This window comes from Pseudomonas sp. WC1 (genome assembly GCF_050586565.1).
GTDB lineage: Bacteria > Pseudomonadota > Gammaproteobacteria > Pseudomonadales > Pseudomonadaceae > Aquipseudomonas.
Map to the genome: position 1 here is coordinate 21,566 of NZ_JBOBDQ010000061.1, position 16,042 is coordinate 37,607.

Here is a 16,042-nt window from a genome sequence, read left to right on the forward strand (position 1 = left end):
CCGGATGCCGATGCATAGTAGATGGGCGCTGGCCGCAGGGGCAGGGCAACTTCGGATGGAAACCTCTGAACTTTACTGCCGGGACGACCAGTACAATGCAGCAACAGCGCGCCGTGATCGCCGCGATCAAACTCCAGTCGGGGCAACCGCTGGTGCAGCAGATTGCCGAGGGTTTTACCGAAGCCATCGGCAATGGGGCTTTGGCTCCAGGGGGGCGGTTGCCGCCCATTCGTGAGTTGACCGAGCTGTTGGGCGTGAGCAAGTCCACGGTGGTCGAGGCCCTGGACCGACTGCGCGCCAGCGGGCTGGTGGTATCGCGCCAGGGCGCTGGTCACTATGTGGCACGCGATGCCCAGGCCATGGGCACGGAGGCTGTGCGGAATCTGCTGCCCCAGGACCCGGTGAGCGTGCTCCGTCACGCACTGCTGACGGACAACGGCATGCTGCGTCCCGGCTGCGGCTTCCTGCCGCCCTCATGGATGCCCGTGGATACCCTGCTCAAGGCCATGCGCGGGTGCCTGCGGGCCAGCGAGTTGCGCATGGGAGAGTACGGCTCGGTGGCAGGCTACCTGCCACTGCGTCAATGGTTGCGCCTCAAGCTCGGTACCATGGGCATCGATGTCCCGGTCGAGCAGATCGTCACCACTGCCAACACCATGCAAGGCGTTGACATGCTGTTGCGCCTGATCCTGCGCAGCGGGGACAGCGTTTTGGTCGACGACCCGTGCTATTTCAACTTCCGCGCCAACCTGCCTTACCACGATGCCCACCCAGTTTGCGTGGCGCGATCGGTGGAGGGCATCGATTTCGTGGCCTTCGAGCAACTGCTGATTGCCCATCGCCCGCGGGTCTACCTGACCAACAGTGCCTTGCACAATCCAACGGGGCATTCCTTTTCGGCAGCACAGGTCCACCGCCTGCTGGAGCTATGCCAGCGCTATGGCGTGCACGTCATCGAAGATGATCTGTACTGCGATATCCAGCATAAACGAACGCCCCGGCTGGCGGGGGTGGGTGGGCTGGACAACGTCAGCTATGTCTGCGGCTACTCGAAGACCCTCACCGCCAATTGCCGCGTCAGTTACCTGGCCGTGGGCGCCGAATTGGCGGGGCAACTGACGCTGCTCAAGATGAAGTGCGGCGGCGTGACGTCCGAGCTGACCGAGCAGGTGATTCATCGCCTGCTGACCGAAGGGAGCTATGAGCGGCATACGCGCAGGGTCGTCGACCGGCTGCATGAGGCCAGCGGGTGGGTGGTTGGCTGGTTGCGCGAGGCAGGGTGCGAGGTGGCGTCGTGCCAAGGGGAGGGGCTGTTCCTGTGGGCCCGGCTACCCGCCGGTGTCGATGGCGAGGCCATTGCCATGAATGGCTTGCAGCATGGTCTGGTGCTGTCACCCGGCACCTTGCTGAGCGCCCAGGCCGATGCCCGGGCGTTCATGCGTTTCAATGTCGCTCACAGTGACAATGTGAAGGTCCGCGACACCTTTCTGCGCCTGCTCGACAGCCACTGAGCTGTCGAGCAGGCGCGGGCCCCGGGGTTACTTCAATCGGCTTGCTTAGGCGCAAATCGCAGGATCAGGCAGGCAATCACTGCCGATAGCAGCGAGCCCAACAAGATGCCGATCTTGGCAGCATCGATCTTCTCGGCCTGGCCCGGGAAGGCCAGTTCGCCGATGAACAGGCTCATGGTGAAGCCGATACCACAGAGCATCGCCACGCCGTAGATCTGCAGCCAGCTGGCGCCTTGGGGTTTGCTGGCCAGGCCGGTCTTGACCGCCAGCAGTACACCACCGAACACGCCGAGCTGCTTGCCCAGCAGCAGGCCCAGGGCAATGGCCAGCGGCAGCGGGGCAAAGATGTCGCCAAGGCCCAGGTCGCCGAACGAGACGCCGGCGTTGGCAAAGCCGAAAGCAGGCACGATGAGGAAACCGACCCACGGCGCCAGGCCATGCTCCAGCCTGAGCAGCGGGCTGGCCTCGCGGGCCTCGCTGTTACCTGTGCTGTAGGGGATCAGCAGGGCACCGACCACGCCGGCGATGGTGGCGTGCACGCCCGACAGCAGGGTCACGTACCACAGCGCGGCCACGCCGATCAGGTAGGGCCACAGGCTGACCACGCGCAGGCGGTTGCAGGCCAGCAGGATGGCGATGATGCCGGCGGCAGCGGCCAGTGCCAGCAGGTTCAGCGACGAGGTGTAGAACACCGCGATGATCGCCACTGCCCCCATGTCGTCGATGATCGCCACCGACACCAGCATCACCTTGAGCGACAGCGGCGCATGCCGCCCGAGCAGGGCCAGGGCGCCGACCGCGAAGGCAATGTCGGTGGCGGCGGGGATCGCCCAGCCGTTGGACAGCCCGGGTTCACCGCCAGCCACCGCGAGGTAGATGAGCGCCGGCACGGCCATGCCCATCAGTGCCGGCAGTGCCGGCAGGCGGCGCTGTTCCCAGCTGGCAAGGCGGCCGTCGACCAGCTCGCGCTTGATCTCCAGGCCCACCAGCAGGAAGAAGATCGCCATCAAACCATCGTTGATCCACATGTGCACGGTCATCGGGCCGAGTTTGTCGGTCAGTACCGGGCCGACGGGCAGGTGCAGCAGGTGCTGGTAGGCACTGGCCCAGGGGCTGTTGGCGATGACGATGGCCAGCGCGGCGGTGAACATCAGCAATACGCCGCCGGCCGCTTCGGTGGCCAGCAGGTGACGCAGCATCGAGCGCGGCTTGACGGTTGGAAGGGATGCAGTCATGTAACGGTCCTCGTTCATGGCATCACCCTCGCAATGGCAGTGGCGCGGCGGGCAACGGGCACGGCGAGACGCTGGCTCCGGACTGTACGGGCCACTGCGGCGAAGGGCGAGAAGAAGGATAGGGAATGCGGCGCAGCAACCCACGCCGTGAAGACACGGGGCAGGAAGGGCCATGGGGAATGGGGGCATGCGTGCAACATAGACGGATCTCACGGAAAACAAATGAATGTTCTCCGTATTCGGGAAGGCTCCCGGGCGCACGCAGCACACGCCAGGCGGCCATTCTAGCGATGCGGGCGAAGATGTGCTTCAACATTTTGCGTCCAAATGTTGCCAGGTCACGGTACGGCACTGCGGTATCGGCCATCACCCGATGGCAATGCTGCTTGAACCACCGCTATCTTGATGATGCTTGTGCACCTGCCCATCGAAATCCTGTCAGCGCACCCGCTCACGGCTTTTCAGCGCGAGGTCGAGGGCCTTTCGCATGTCCAGCCGCGCCGACCGCCCGACATCCTTGTCACCGAGCTGATAGTTGCGCTCCGACGGCAGGATGGGCGCGGTGAGGTCCTCGGCATCCATCCGTTCGAAGTCGTGCTGGTCACCGATGCTCATGGCACTGCGGCGCAACAGCATGCGCACCTGTTCGGGCTGCAGGTTCGGGTTGATCGACAACATCGCCGCCACCAGGCCCGTGACCATCGGCGTGGCATAGGAGGTACCGCAATGCACTGCGCCGGGTTGCCCTGCTTCGAGGGTCGAGGCGTGGGTGCAGGCGGCTGCGGTGATGTCCACACGCATGTCCATGTTCGAGCTGCTGCGCCTGACGGCAAAGGCCGGGTCGTCCACGTCGCGCTCGACACCCTCGGCGCGCTGGTGGCCGCCGACCACCAGCAACTGCTCGGTGATGAACGAGGAGGGCAGGCGGTATTCGTCGGTGCCGGCAAAGGTCGAGCCATTGCCGGCGGAGTTCACCACCAGCACATCGGGGTGCGACTTGCGCAGCCAGAGGAAGAATTCTTCCAGCAGTTCCTCATAGCCGCCCATGGCAAGGCCTGAGCGCAACAGGGAGTCGACTTCGTCACCCTCGGCGTTTCGAGTACCGACACGGTGGATGCCCCAGCTCCAGTTGAGCACGCGCACGCCGTCCTCGACGAGGTTGACCGAGGCCGCGATATTGGCGGTGATACCCGCATCGGAGTTGCGCTCGACGATGACCTCGAAACCGCCGCTGGCCGGTTCCAGGCCGCGCAGGAAACCGGTGTTGCCGCCATTGTCCCAGCCGGCGGCAAGAATGCCGGCGACCGTGCTGCCATGAGAGTCAGGTTGTTCGGCATCGCGGGCATACAGGCATGTGCGGGGAATGGCGCAGGCACCGAGGTAATCGACAAAGTCCGGGCTGTCGAAGTCGACATCGCGCTCGATCAGCCCAATGCGCAACGGCTGTGGCTGGAGGACAGTCTGCTGCCCAGGCAGGCGTCGGCGGTAGAAATCGACCGCGTCGAGGAAGCGGTTCGCCGCCCACTCGTCAGAGTCCCCGGGCGGGGCGTGCGTGCGTTCGTGTTCGGCCTGTTCCGGCGCCGACTCTTCGATCACCACCGCATCCACGCTGGCCTCGCTGCCCAGGCGCAACACCAAGGCATCGCGTTGCTCCAGATTGCGTGCCGGCAGGCGCAACTGATAGAGGTTCAGCGGCGCAATGCTGCCGACGACGCTGGCCCCGTATTTGCCTGCCAGGCGTTCGGCCTCCTGACGACCATCATGGTGCTCCTCGATCAACAGGCTCACCAGGTTCACATACGTGGTCAGACCGTCCATGTTCCTGGCCACCTCGTCTGGCCCTGCGGCCAGTACGTGACTGTTGCGCAGTGTCAGCCATACGGCGTTGCTGGTGCGCGTGCCATATTCAAGCCAGAGCGGACCGCTTTGCCGCTCGCTGCTGTCCAGCCGCAGGCGTAGCCGGTCGCCTTCGCGCGCCACCGCGCTGGAGGGGATCGCCTTGTTGCCGAGTTTCAGTGTCGGCGGCTGGGGGCTCAGCCCGTGGACGGTCAGGCACCAGTCCTGGCGCCGGGTGTCCAGCAGGTCACCGCAACGTTTCAGGCTTTCGATACGCAAGCCTTCCGACGCCTGTGCCATCGCGCCTGCGAGCAGCATGAACAGGGTGGTGAAGGCGGCGAGCGCTGCGGCCATGGGTGGTTTCCTTGTTGAGGGCCTCCAGTTCCGACTGCTGCGCAGGGCGCTTCGTTCAGCGGTCAGGGGTATGGCCCTGCCTTGAGGTCCACGCCACGGCGCACAGTGTCATGCCCGCCACGTTCAGCGAGACCGGGTTGAAGGCATCCACCAGCATCGACGGTTGCATCACCGCCACATCCACCAGCAGCCCAAGCAGCACGCCCGCGGCGACCAGCAACGGCCAGGCCAGGCTCGGCATCAACAGCAGTGCGGCGAGCACCAGTTCGGCTATGCCGGCAACTTGTGACAACCAGGCTGCATGCCCGAGTCCGTGCGCCTGCAGCAGCAGTTGCTCACCGGGGCTGAGGAGCAACAGCTTGGGCACCAGCCCGTGGTAGGCGAAGATGAACGCCAGGCTGGCGCGCGCCAGCCAGTGCACCTGGCACAGGCGGTTCATGGCTGGCCCTGGAGAAAGCGTCGCTGGTGGTCTGGGCTCGGCAGCAGGCATTGGTCATGCTTGCCGAACAGGCGATAGCGATTGAGTGCCACGCGATCGTACAGCCAGTCCCGTAGTCCCTGCGGGCAGATGCGCAGTACCCGCAACAGCGGCCAGGCGCCGGGCAGCTGCCGGACGATTTCGAAAAACGCCGCGGAGCGCACCCAGCAGTGCTGGTCACGGATCACCGCCATGGTGTCGAACGCCGTTATCGGCAGGCCCGCCCAGGCGAGCAACGCCTGGCCTTGCGCTGACTGCACCGTGGCCAGGCGTATGTGTTGATGGCGATCATGGCGGATCACGATTTTCGCCCAGCCGTTGCACAGCTTGCATACGCCGTCGAACAGCAGGACGGTTTCCCCTGGCGCAAGCAGTGGCGCAGGGGTAGGGCGTTTCAGTGCAGCGGGCATGGCTTGATTCCGTTCAGGCGGTGGGCGGTATTGTATAGCGGACAGGTAGGAGAAGGGACATACACGCGCGGTGGGTGGATCACCTGCAAAGGCCCTGGCCTACATCACGCAGGCCGAAGCCGGTATGATACGCGCCCGTCAGCGGAGTACCCCATGGCCAAAGACATCGACAATCCGTGCATCTCGCTTTGCCAGCTCAACAGCGAGCTGTGCGTCAGCTGTGGCCGGACCCGGGACGAGATCCGCAAATGGCGCGGCATGAAGCGCCCGGAGAAGATGGCGACCGTGCAGCGCGCGGCGGCGCGGATGAAGGCTATCGTCAAGAAGAACGCCAAGCGCCAGGTCATGGCGTCGTGAACGGGTAGTCCGAGGGTTCGAAGCGTTCGTGCGTGTCCATTTGGACGCCACGCAGATGCGCGGTTTCCTCAAATACGGCATACAGCGGGTCGGCGGCATAACCGATCAGCAGCGCGCGACGCGGTGCACCGCTGACGTTCAGGCTGCCAGCATGTACCAGGTCCACATCGAACACCAGGGCGTCGCCTGCTCGCCCGGCAAGCTGGACGCTGCGTGATTCATCACTGAAGTCGAAAGATGGCGCGTGCGGGGCAGGTCGATGGCTGCCGGGGACGATACGGGTGGCACCGTTGTCCGGGCCGTAATCATCCAGGTAGACCATCACCCCCACCGTGTCGCCCGGGCGCTGCGCCGACAGGTCACGGTGCAGCCGCTGATGGCCACCCCCGGCAACGGGGGCGCGCCCCTCGACCTGGTAGAGGAAGAACCGTTCGCCGATCAACGCGCCAACCGCTGCCAGCACGTGCGGCAAGCGGCAAACGGCCTGCACCGCTGCTGCGCCATCCAGGTGCGCATGACGCCAGTCCTCGGCGCGGGGCACCGGCCAGTCCTCCGAGGGTTTCACCCCGGCCTCGAACACCCGACGCAGCTCGTCCAGCCATTGTGCCGGGATCGCTTGGCGGAGCAGGGCATAGCCCGCCTGGTGGAGCTGTTGGTGATGGGGCATGGCACTCCCGCTATCCCTGTCAGTCGTGTGTTGGCCAAGGGTAGTGAGCCTGGTCGGCTTTTGCGAGCGCCACGGTAGCGTGCACTTGGCCAATCACTTCTAGGGTCTGTACGAAATGTGTCTGCGCGAAGGCCAGACAAGGCGAAACGGGGGGAGGAACGGCCGGGGTCGCGCCCGACTGTACTGGAGTACATGAGCATTCCGAGCCCCGTTTCAACGCAGTATGGGCGAGTGCAGATACATTTCGTACAGAGCCTAGACTTGCGTACATCACCTGTATCCGTGGGAGAGGCCCATGCGCAGACTCTGGCAAAAGTACCTGGCACTGCTCGACGCCGACCTCAGCGCCAAGGTATTCGACAACTTGAAGAACCTGCTGGTGTGCGCGCTGCTGTTCGCCGCAGGCACCGAGGCGATTCACGGTGACCAGCAGATCCTGCTGGGCTTGTGGGTGTCGAGTTTTACCGGCTGGGGGCTGATCCTGGTATCGGCACTGTTGTTGCTGCTGAACGTCAGCGATACCTTGCACCGGCTGGCCAAGCTGCCTTATCACACGGCGCTGCAGGTGATCCTGTGTTTGCTTTACCTGGTGCTGGCTTCGCGGGTGGTCGAGATCGTGTGGAGCTTTCGGGCGGAGTAGGGGCTGGCGAAGCCATGAAAGAGGTCCGCGCGACCCATTGCGGCTCGTCCGGCGGTATGCCAAGACATTCACCGGCGAATCCCGGATAATACCCGCCATTTTCCGCCCCGCTTCCTGGTACCCCCTCGCATGGAAATCAAGGTCAATTTTCTCGACAACCTCCGTCTCGAAGCCAAGTTCGACGACTTCACGGTGATCGCCGACCAGCCGATCCGCTACAAAGGCGACGGCTCGGCCCCGGGGCCGTTCGACTACTTCCTGGCCTCGTCGGCCCTGTGCGCGGCGTACTTCGTCAAGCTGTACTGCCAGACTCGCGACATTCCGACCGAGAATATCCGCCTGTCGCAGAACAACATCGTCGACCCCGAGAACCGCTACAACCAGATCTTCAAGATCCAGGTCGAGCTGCCCGAGGACATCTCCGAGAAGGACCGCCAGGGCATCCTGCGCTCCATCGACCGCTGCACCGTGAAGAAAGTGGTGCAGACCGGCCCCGAGTTCATCATCGAGGAGGTCGACAACCTCGACGCCGACGCCCAGGCATTGCTGATGCCGGTGTCGGACACCACCACCTACATCCCCGGCAAGGACCTGCCGCTGGAGCAGACCATCGCCAACATGTCTGCCCTGCTGGCGGAGCTGGGGATGAAGATCGAGATTGCCTCGTGGCGCAACATCGTGCCCAACGTCTGGTCGCTGCACGTACGCGACGCGCAGTCGCCGATGTGCTTTACCAACGGCAAGGGCGCGACCAAGGAAGCGGCGCTGGCCTCGGCGCTGGGTGAGTTCATCGAGCGCTTGAACTGCAACTTCTTCTACAACGACCAGTTCTGGGGCGAGGACATCGCCAACGCCGCGTTCGTGCACTACCCCAACGAGCAGTGGTTCAAGCCTGGGCCCAAGGACGCGCTGCCGGCCGAGATCCTCGATGATTACTGCCTTGAGATCTTCAACCCCGACGGCGAGCTGCGCGGCTCGCACCTGTACGACACCAATTCGGGCAACAAGGAGCGCGGTATCTGCTCGCTGCCGTTCGTGCGCCAGTCGGACGGCGAGATGGTGTACTTCCCGTCCAACCTGATCGAGAACCTGTACCTGAGCAATGGCATGAGCGCCGGCAACACCCTGGCCGAGGCGCAGGTGCAGTGCCTGTCGGAGATCTTCGAGCGGGCAGTCAAGCGCGAGATCCTCGAAGGCGAGCTGTGCCTGCCGGACGTGCCGCAGGAGGTACTGGCCAAGTACCCGGGCATCGTCGCCGGCATCCAGGGGCTGGAGGAGCAGGGCTTCCCGGTGCTGGTCAAGGACGCGTCGCTGGGCGGTGAGTTCCCGGTGATGTGCGTGACCCTGATGAACCCGCGCACCGGCGGCGTGTTCGCTTCGTTCGGTGCCCACCCCAGCTTCGAGGTGGCGCTGGAACGCAGCCTCACCGAACTGCTTCAGGGCCGCAGCTTCGAGGGCCTGAACGATCTGCCGCAGCCGACCTTCGACAGCCTTGCGCTGACCGAGCCGAACAACTTCGTCGAGCACTTCATCGACTCCAGCGGCGTGGTGTCGTGGCGCTTCTTCAGCGCCAAGGCCGACTTCGAGTTCGTCGAGTGGGACTTCTCGGGCCACGGCGAGGACTCCAACCAGCAGGAGGCGCAGACGCTGTTCGGCATCCTCGAGGACCTGGGCAAGGAGGTGTACATGGCCGTGTACGACGACCTCGGCGCCACCGCCTGCCGCATCCTGGTGCCGGGCTATTCGGAGATCTACCCGGTCGAGGACCTGATCTGGGACAACACCAACCGGGCGCTGGGTTTCCGTGCCGACATCCTCAACCTGCACAAGCTGGACAACCGTTCGCTGAAGCTGCTGCTCAAGCGTCTGGACAATGCCGAGGTGGACGACTACACCACCATCACCACGCTGATCGGTGTCGAGTTCGACGACAACACGGTGTGGGGCCAGCTGACCATCCTCGAGCTGAAACTGCTGATTCACCTGGTGCTGCAGCGCTTCGAGGACGCCAAGGAACTGGTCGAGATGTTCCTGCAGTTCAACGACAATACCGTCGAGCGCGGGCTGTTCTACCAGGCGCTGAACGTGGTGCTGGAGGTGGTGCTGGACGATGAGCTGGAGATGGCCGACTACGAGGCCAACTTCCGTCGCATGTTTGGCAACGAGCGGATGGACGCGGTGCTGGGCTCGGTGGATGGCAGCGTGCGTTTCCATGGTTTGACCCCGACCAGCATGAAGCTCGAGGGGCTGGACCGCCACCTGCGCCTGGTCGAGAGCTACAAGAAGCTGCATGCCGCACGGGCGAGGGCGGCTGGGTTGTACCACTGATCACGTCTTGAATGTCAAGGGCCGCGTAAAGCGGCCCTTTCTTTTTCGGTCAGCGTCCTGCACGGTTCGCGTTTAATCCTTTGCGCTTTACCGACCTCCAGCTGCGACGATGCACCACAGTTGCGCACTGAACAGGGTTGGTCTTAGCTGTTGCGGGCCCGGCGAGCGGTTGTCGCCCGTCGGGGAAGGATTGTCAGGGATAGACCCAAGGAGGGTTGGATGAACAGGAAAATGCTGGCAGGCGCGATACTGCTGTGGATGTGCTCGATGACGGCGCAGGCCGATTGCGCGGTGCTGGGGCCGTGGGAGGACCCTTGTGCCGGCCCGGTGCTGGGCCCGACGACCTGCGTGTGCGAGCGCTGATCACCGCGAAGGTGCAGGGAAGAATCAATCATTGACCAGGAGTTTACCCATGAAGAAAGTCATGTTGGCTGTACTGCTGCTGTGGGGCTTTTCCGTGACGGCCCAGGCGTCGTGCCCGGTATTCGGCCCAGGCGAAGACCCTTGCGCGGGGCCTGTGTTCGGGCCTTCTACCTGCGAGTGCCCTTGATCTCATGGCCGTCTGAGACGACAGGCGCGAGCTTGCGCGACGGATAACGGGCGAAACAGGCCGGGCTGGTTGCGCAGCGATCACTACGTGTTCCAGGGGCTTGGAACATCTCGATGATCGTGCAGCCCGGCCAGTACTTCGGCGGCAGTGGTGACGTGGCCGAAATGGTGCTTCCACAGGTCGATGCCCAACTGCCCGGAGCGGTCCAGCGAAGAGCCCATGGTCAGGTCGGTGACCAGTGTCGGGGTAAGGCCCGCATCGAACAGGGCGAAGCCTGCGGCCAGCACGCAGGTCTCGGTCTGCAGCCCGCAGACCAGCACCCGCTCGACGCCGAGGCTTTTGATGTGGTCGAGGGTCTCGGCGGTCTGGCCGTAACCATGCTTGACGAACACCTTGTCCGCCTCGACCAGGGCCACGTCCTCGCTGGCCGGGTGCCAACCGAGCTGGCGCTGGAAAGGCGTGACCTGCTCGTCGTGCAGCTCGATCGAGGCGATGGTGGGGATATGCGCCGACAGCACGCGGATGCCATCCACCAGTTTCTCGGAGGGGCTGAAGGTGGATTGCACATCGACGATGAGCAGGACTTGCTGCATGGTGGCTTTCCGGGCGAGGTTCGAAGGCTGGCGAGTATACCGCCGCACGCCGGTTTTTTGCGGCAAGGGGCTCTCTATGAACGTGTCGCGTTCACCGGACAAGCCGATTCAGGGCCTCACCTGCAATTTCGCGGGTCAGTTTCTCTGCGCCCAGGTGCCTTCCCAGGCGTAACGCCTGCCCGGCCCACAGGTTGCTGAAATCACTGTTGCCTTGCGGGTCGCTGATCGCGCGCAGAGGCATGAGCGCGCCGCCGGCCAACGGGAAGCGTGGGGCCAGGGCGCTCATCGGGCCTAGCTCGCGCATGAGGCGGTTGTTGATGCCGCGGGCCGGGCGGCCGGTGAACAGGTTGGTCAGCGCGGTATCGCTGGCGGAGGCGCTGTCCAGGGCGTGGCGGTGCGCAGGTGAGACCTTGGCCTCGGGGCAGAACAGGTAGGCGGTGCCGATCTGCACCGCCGAGGCGCCCAGGGCCAGGGCGGCAAGCAGGCCGCGGTGATCAGCCACGCCGCCTGCCGCGATCACCGGCAGGCTCACCGCGTCGACGATCTGCGGCACCAGGGCGAAGGTGCCGATCTGGCTGGTGATGTCGCTGCTGAGGAACATGCCGCGATGGCCGCCGGCTTCATAGCCCATGGCGATGATCGCGTCGCAGCCATGCTGTTCCAGCCAGATCGCTTCCTCCACCGTGGTGGCGCTGGACAGCACCTTGGCACCTGCCGCCTTGACCCGCTCCAGCAGCGCCGGCGCTGGCAGGCCGAAGTGGAAGCTGACCACTTCCGGGCGCAGTTCCTCCACCAGCTTGCAGCTTTGTTCGTCAAAGGGCGCGCGATTGGACACCGGCGTCGGCGCCTCGAAGTCCGCGCCGACTTCCTCGTAGAAGGGCTTTAGCGCCTGTTTCCAGCGAGCGTCTTGCTCGGGGTCTGGCGCCGGCGGTTGGTGGCAGAAGAAGTTCAGGTTGAGCGGACCCTGGCAGGCGCTGCGAAAGGCTTCGATCTCGCCACGCAGCTGCTCGCTGGAGAGCATGGCGCAGGGCAGGGCGCCCAGGCCTCCGGCATGACCGACGGCAATGGCCATGGCTGAGCCGGTGGCGCCGGCCATGGGCGCCTGGAGAATAGGCAGCTCGATGTTCAGCAGGTCGAGGATGCGGCGGTCTGGCCAGGTGCTCATGGGCGACTCCTTGAGTGCGGTGGGATCCAGAGTGGCTACAGGGCCTTGCTGACCTGGATGTCGCTGATCTTGTCGGCGTCGTCGCCATGGATCTTGCGCAGGGCTTCCTGCGCCTGCGCCATGGAAGCGTCGGTCATCAGGGCGAAATCCCAGCGGCGTTCGCCGTCGAGCTTGTACTTGATCACGTACTTGATGGTCTGGGTCATGCTGGTCTCATCCGAGTTTCGACGACGAGCGACGAATGATCTTGATCTTGTGGGTCAGGGTTGGCTTGCGCGTCACGGAGATTGGGCGGGTGGTCACGGTGTCGATGGTGATGTTCCAGAAACCGGTGCTGGGTACGGTGATCTTCGCCGGGAATTTCTCGAAGTGGCCGCCGTGGTAGGTATGCCGGCCGCCATTCTTGAAACTGCGGAAGTTGGCGTCGTTCATCAGGCGGATGTTGCAGCGCTGGGAACACTCGATGACGACGATGTCGTCCTCGTTCAGGTGTTCGCGCTGGTGTACGAATTTCATGGGGCGCTCCGCAAGGATTGTTTCTGCAAACGCGAAAGATATCACGATGTGAGGTTACACTTGCGCCCGGGCTGACCAAGCCAAGGAGATTTCCGCCAGACGTGGGAGCAAAAACGCCTGGACGTGGTCAGAGGATGACTTTGAAGTTGGAGAGTGTGTGCATGAAATGGGTAGTAGCGGCAGCGGTGCTGGCATTGGGAGGCTGTGTCAGCGTGACGGAACTCGAGCAGTCCCACGCCACCTTGGACGTGATCTCTGGCAAGACGCCACGTGAATACGCCGACTGCGTGAAGCGCAAGCTGGCTGAAACGCGCGATCCGTTGCAAGAGGAGGTGCGTGGTGAAAACCTGCGCCTGACCGTGCCGCAGAAGCTGACGGCTGGCGTGGGCCCGGCGGCGCTGCTCGATATCGACAAGCGCGGCAGCGGCAGCGCGATCAAGGTCTACGAGCGGTTGAACAACTTCCCGCTGCGCCTGGGCGATGTGCGCACGGCCGCCACCCAATGCATCTCTGGTTCTTGATCCAGCTCAGTTAATCGGCAATTAGCTGGCGTATTGCCATTTTCCTTCCCGGCGGCACGTTGTCGCAGGCCGGGGAATAGGCCTAGTATTTCTGGGCTTATATCGTTTGAGCCTAAGCTTATAACAAGGAAATGGAGCCTCCGTGATGAAACCCCTGAGCCATGTCGTGATCGGCAGCCTGCTGATCTTGGCCTGGCCCTCGGCGCACGCTGCCGACGGCCAGAAAATCTTCAACCAGGGCGGGCAGAATCCCGCCGCCATGGCCTGCCTTGGCTGCCATGGCGCGGACGGCAAAGGCATCGCCGCCGCCGGCTTTCCCCGCCTTGCCGGCCTGCCCGCCGGCTATCTGAGCAAGCAATTGCAGGACTTTCGCAGTGGCAGCCGCAAGCAGGCGGTGATGGAGCCGCTGGCCAAGGCCCTGGACGATACCGAAATCGAAGCGATCAGCGCCTATTTGGCCAAGCTGCCGGCCGATGCCGCACCTGACACGCGGCGTCAGCAGATCACCACCGATCCGGTGGCCCGCCTGGCCATCTACGGCGACTGGAGCCGCAAGATTCCCGGTTGCGTGCAGTGCCATGGCCCGGGTGGCAGCGGTGTCGGCGAGCACTTCCCGCCGTTGGCCGGGCAGCCGGCCAGCTACCTGGTGGCACAGCTCAACGCCTGGCGCGATGGTAGCCGCAGCAACGACCCCAACCAGCTGATGGTGGATGTCGCCAAAGCGATGACCGATGCCGAGGTCAAGGCAGTTGCCGACTACTTCGCACAGCCGGCAAGCCAGGAGGTCAAGCCATGAAGATCCTTATGCCAACCCTGTTGCTGCTGGCCATGGGCACTGCCCAGGCCGCCCCTATTGCCATGGAAGACCAGTCCCAGCTCAAGGTGCCGGGCGTGCAGGCCGCCCCGCAATTCGTGCCGCCCGCGGAAAGCGCCATCCCGGACAACGCCTTCGGCAAGATGGTCCGCGAAGGGCATGCGCTGTTCGTCGATACCCGCAGGCTGATGCCCGAAGCCGTCGGCAATGGCCTGAACTGCAGCAACTGCCACCTCGACCAGGGCCGCCTGTTCCATTCCGCGCCGCTTTGGGGCGCCTATCCGATGTACCCCGCCTACCGCAAGAAAAACGACAAGGTCAACACCTTCGCCGAACGCATCCAGGGCTGTTTCAGCTTCAGCATGAACGGCAAGCCGCCGGCGGCCGACAGCCCGCAGATGACCGCGCTGAGTGTGTATGCCTACTGGTTGTCGACCCAGGCGCCGACGGGGGTGGAGATCGCCGGTCGCGGCTATCCGGAAGTGCCGAAGCCCAAGGATGGCTACGACTTCAAGCGCGGCAAGCAGGTGTATGACGAACAATGCGCGATCTGCCACGGCGGCAACGGCGAAGGGCAGAAGGTGGCCGGGGAGTACGTGATGCCGCCGCTGTGGGGCAAGGACTCGTACAACTGGGGCGCCGGCATGCACCGGATCAACACCGCGGCGTCGTTCATCAAGTACAACATGCCGTTGGGCAAGCCCGGCAGCCTCAGTGACCAGCAGGCCTGGGACGTGGCAGCCTGGATCAATCGCCATGAGCGGCCGCAGGATCCGCGCCTGGTCGAAGGCTCGATCGAGAAGACCCGGCTGAAGTTCCATGCCAATGACGGGGTCAACCTGTATGGGCAGAAAGTCGATGGCGTGTTGATCGGGCAGGGGATCGGCGGTTGAGCTGAAACCCTCGCGGGGCAAGCCCGTTCCCACGCCCGGCAAGGGATGATCGTGGGCGCGGGCCCGTCCCGCCATGACGCCGCCAGGCGCTTAAAATTCACGGCCTTCAGGAACTATCTACACTGGAATATCTCTATGATGGCATCGGCCAGCGCGGGGGGCATTGTAAGGTGACCGCCGCCTGATTAGACTGCGCCGAATTTCGTACGCAAAGCCCTTGTTAAGGACGTATATGATCAAGAAATGCTTGTTCCCGGCAGCCGGTTACGGCACCCGCTTCCTGCCCGCTACCAAAGCCATGCCCAAGGAAATGCTGCCGGTGGTCAACAAGCCACTGATCCAGTATGGCGTTGAAGAAGCGCTGGACGCTGGCCTCAGCGAGATCTCCATCGTCACCGGCCGTGGCAAGCGCGCCCTGGAAGACCACTTCGACATCAGCTACGAGCTGGAAAACCAGATCAAGGGCACCGACAAGGAGAAATATCTGGTCGGCATCCGTCGCCTGCTCGACGAGTGCTCGTTCTCCTACACCCGCCAGACCGAAATGAAAGGCCTGGGCCATGCGATCCTGACCGGCCGCCCGCTGATCGGCGACGAGCCGTTCGCCGTGGTGCTGGCCGACGACCTGTGCGTCAACCCGGAAGGTGACGGCGTATTGACCCAGATGGTCAAGCTGTTCAAGCAGTACCGCTGCTCGATCGTTGCCATCCAGGAAGTCGACCCGCAGGAAACCAACAAGTACGGTGTGATCGCCGGCGAAATGATCCGTGACGACATCTACCGCGTGACCAACATGGTCGAGAAGCCGAAGCCGGAAGACGCACCGTCGAACCTGGCGATCATCGGTCGCTACATCCTGACTCCGGACATCTTCGACATCATCGCCAACACCGAACCTGGCAAGGGCGGCGAGATCCAGATCACCGACGCCCTGCTGCAACAGGCCAAGGATGGCTGCGTGATCGCCTACAAGTTCAAGGGCAAGCGTTTCGACTGCGGTGGCGCCGAGGGTTACATCGACGCGACCAACTTCTGCTTCGAGAACTACTACAAGACTGGCAAGGCGTACTGAGTTCGCCCGGCAGGTCCAGAAGCCACCCCTCGGGGTAATACTTGTTAGTTAGCGTCACTGGGGCTGCTTTGCAGCCCATCGCCGGCAAGCCGGCTCCCACAG

Annotated in this window: 19 protein-coding genes; 10 read left to right on the forward strand and 9 right to left on the reverse strand. The window is 63.8% G+C overall.

All coding sequences use genetic code 11. From position 1 onward, the window contains the following. The first annotated feature begins 95 nt into the window (after positions 1–95). Positions 96–1,511, forward strand: coding sequence for a PLP-dependent aminotransferase family protein (locus ACQ4OD_RS22260; protein WP_430944949.1), 1,416 nt, complete (start codon positions 96–98; stop codon positions 1,509–1,511). A 32-nt stretch (positions 1,512–1,543) separates the two neighbouring features. Here the strand turns inward: ACQ4OD_RS22260 and nhaA are convergent, their stop codons facing one another. From nhaA to ACQ4OD_RS22280, 4 genes are all read right to left on the reverse strand, one after another. Next, positions 1,544–2,746 carry a Na+/H+ antiporter NhaA gene (nhaA, locus tag ACQ4OD_RS22265; protein ID WP_139670262.1) on the reverse strand — a complete coding sequence of 401 codons (1,203 nt, stop codon included), beginning with the start codon at positions 2,744–2,746 and terminating at the stop codon, positions 1,544–1,546. Between the two features lie 438 nt (positions 2,747–3,184). Then, the gene (locus ACQ4OD_RS22270; protein ID WP_408981069.1) at positions 3,185–4,936 is read right to left on the reverse strand and encodes a S8/S53 family peptidase; all 1,752 of its coding nucleotides are present in this window, start codon (positions 4,934–4,936) and stop codon (positions 3,185–3,187) included. Between the two features lie 55 nt (positions 4,937–4,991). Further along, positions 4,992–5,375, reverse strand: a complete 384-nt coding sequence (locus ACQ4OD_RS22275; RefSeq protein WP_102682885.1) for a DoxX-like family protein — start codon at positions 5,373–5,375, stop codon at positions 4,992–4,994. Then, positions 5,372–5,824 carry a thiol-disulfide oxidoreductase DCC family protein gene (locus tag ACQ4OD_RS22280; protein WP_430944950.1) on the reverse strand — a complete coding sequence of 151 codons (453 nt, stop codon included), beginning with the start codon at positions 5,822–5,824 and terminating at the stop codon, positions 5,372–5,374. Before ACQ4OD_RS22280 ends, ACQ4OD_RS22275 begins: the two co-directional genes overlap by 4 nt. 153 nt (positions 5,825–5,977) lie before the next feature. Between ACQ4OD_RS22280 and ACQ4OD_RS22285 the strand changes: the two genes are divergently transcribed. Then, on the forward strand, positions 5,978–6,181 hold the full coding sequence (locus ACQ4OD_RS22285) for a DUF1289 domain-containing protein (RefSeq protein WP_023631435.1): 204 nt from the start codon (positions 5,978–5,980) through the stop codon (positions 6,179–6,181). Here ACQ4OD_RS22285 and ACQ4OD_RS22290 read toward each other — a convergent pair. Further along, positions 6,168–6,848, reverse strand: coding sequence for a phytanoyl-CoA dioxygenase family protein (locus ACQ4OD_RS22290; protein WP_430944951.1), 681 nt, complete (start codon positions 6,846–6,848; stop codon positions 6,168–6,170). The two genes, ACQ4OD_RS22285 and ACQ4OD_RS22290, sit on opposite strands and share 14 nt — an antisense overlap. A gap of 295 nt (positions 6,849–7,143) precedes the next feature. Here ACQ4OD_RS22290 and ACQ4OD_RS22295 point away from each other — a divergent pair, with 295 nt between their 5' ends. The 4 genes from ACQ4OD_RS22295 (at position 7,144) to ACQ4OD_RS22310 (ending at position 10,366) form a co-directional block, all read left to right on the forward strand. After that, a complete protein-coding gene (locus ACQ4OD_RS22295) occupies positions 7,144–7,488 on the forward strand; it encodes a hypothetical protein (protein WP_023630028.1) in 345 nt (114 codons plus the stop codon). A 129-nt stretch (positions 7,489–7,617) separates the two neighbouring features. Beyond that, positions 7,618–9,816, forward strand: a complete 2,199-nt coding sequence (locus tag ACQ4OD_RS22300; RefSeq protein WP_430944952.1) for an OsmC domain/YcaO domain-containing protein — start codon at positions 7,618–7,620, stop codon at positions 9,814–9,816. A gap of 219 nt (positions 9,817–10,035) precedes the next feature. Further along, a complete protein-coding gene (locus tag ACQ4OD_RS22305) occupies positions 10,036–10,179 on the forward strand; it encodes a PA0050 family protein (RefSeq protein WP_023630030.1) in 144 nt (47 codons plus the stop codon). Between the two features lie 49 nt (positions 10,180–10,228). Next, positions 10,229–10,366, forward strand: coding sequence for a PA0050 family protein (locus tag ACQ4OD_RS22310; protein WP_102682880.1), 138 nt, complete (start codon positions 10,229–10,231; stop codon positions 10,364–10,366). Positions 10,367–10,449: 83 nt separating this feature from the next. Here the strand turns inward: ACQ4OD_RS22310 and ACQ4OD_RS22315 are convergent, their stop codons facing one another. The 4 genes from ACQ4OD_RS22315 to ACQ4OD_RS22330 form a co-directional block, all read right to left on the reverse strand. Then, entirely contained in the window at positions 10,450–10,959 is a 510-nt protein-coding gene (locus tag ACQ4OD_RS22315; protein ID WP_258701483.1) for a cysteine hydrolase family protein, read from the reverse strand. Positions 10,960–11,050: 91 nt separating this feature from the next. Beyond that, on the reverse strand, positions 11,051–12,124 hold the full coding sequence (locus tag ACQ4OD_RS22320) for an NAD(P)H-dependent flavin oxidoreductase (protein ID WP_139670273.1): 1,074 nt from the start codon (positions 12,122–12,124) through the stop codon (positions 11,051–11,053). Positions 12,125–12,159: 35 nt separating this feature from the next. Continuing rightward, positions 12,160–12,330 (reverse strand): hypothetical protein, encoded by a 171-nt coding sequence (locus ACQ4OD_RS22325; RefSeq protein ID WP_173862430.1) that lies wholly within the window; start codon positions 12,328–12,330, stop codon positions 12,160–12,162. 7 nt (positions 12,331–12,337) lie between these two features. After that, positions 12,338–12,640, reverse strand: a complete 303-nt coding sequence (locus ACQ4OD_RS22330) for a DUF1883 domain-containing protein (RefSeq protein WP_046855131.1) — start codon at positions 12,638–12,640, stop codon at positions 12,338–12,340. 161 nt (positions 12,641–12,801) lie between these two features. Between ACQ4OD_RS22330 and ACQ4OD_RS22335 the strand changes: the two genes are divergently transcribed. The 4 genes from ACQ4OD_RS22335 to galU all read left to right on the forward strand — a co-directional run bounded on the left by ACQ4OD_RS22335 (position 12,802) and on the right by galU (position 15,940). Continuing rightward, positions 12,802–13,161, forward strand: coding sequence for a hypothetical protein (locus ACQ4OD_RS22335; RefSeq protein WP_023631137.1), 360 nt, complete (start codon positions 12,802–12,804; stop codon positions 13,159–13,161). Positions 13,162–13,306: 145 nt separating this feature from the next. Beyond that, complete coding sequence (locus ACQ4OD_RS22340; RefSeq protein ID WP_102682877.1) at positions 13,307–13,957, forward strand: c-type cytochrome; 651 nt, start codon at positions 13,307–13,309, stop codon at positions 13,955–13,957. Beyond that, positions 13,954–14,868, forward strand: coding sequence for a c-type cytochrome (locus ACQ4OD_RS22345; protein WP_198755513.1), 915 nt, complete (start codon positions 13,954–13,956; stop codon positions 14,866–14,868). The genes ACQ4OD_RS22340 and ACQ4OD_RS22345 overlap by 4 nt, the downstream gene beginning before the upstream one ends. A 232-nt stretch (positions 14,869–15,100) precedes the next feature. Beyond that, complete coding sequence (galU, locus tag ACQ4OD_RS22350) at positions 15,101–15,940, forward strand: UTP--glucose-1-phosphate uridylyltransferase GalU (RefSeq protein WP_023631140.1); 840 nt, start codon at positions 15,101–15,103, stop codon at positions 15,938–15,940. The last annotated feature ends 102 nt before the right edge of the window (positions 15,941–16,042 follow it).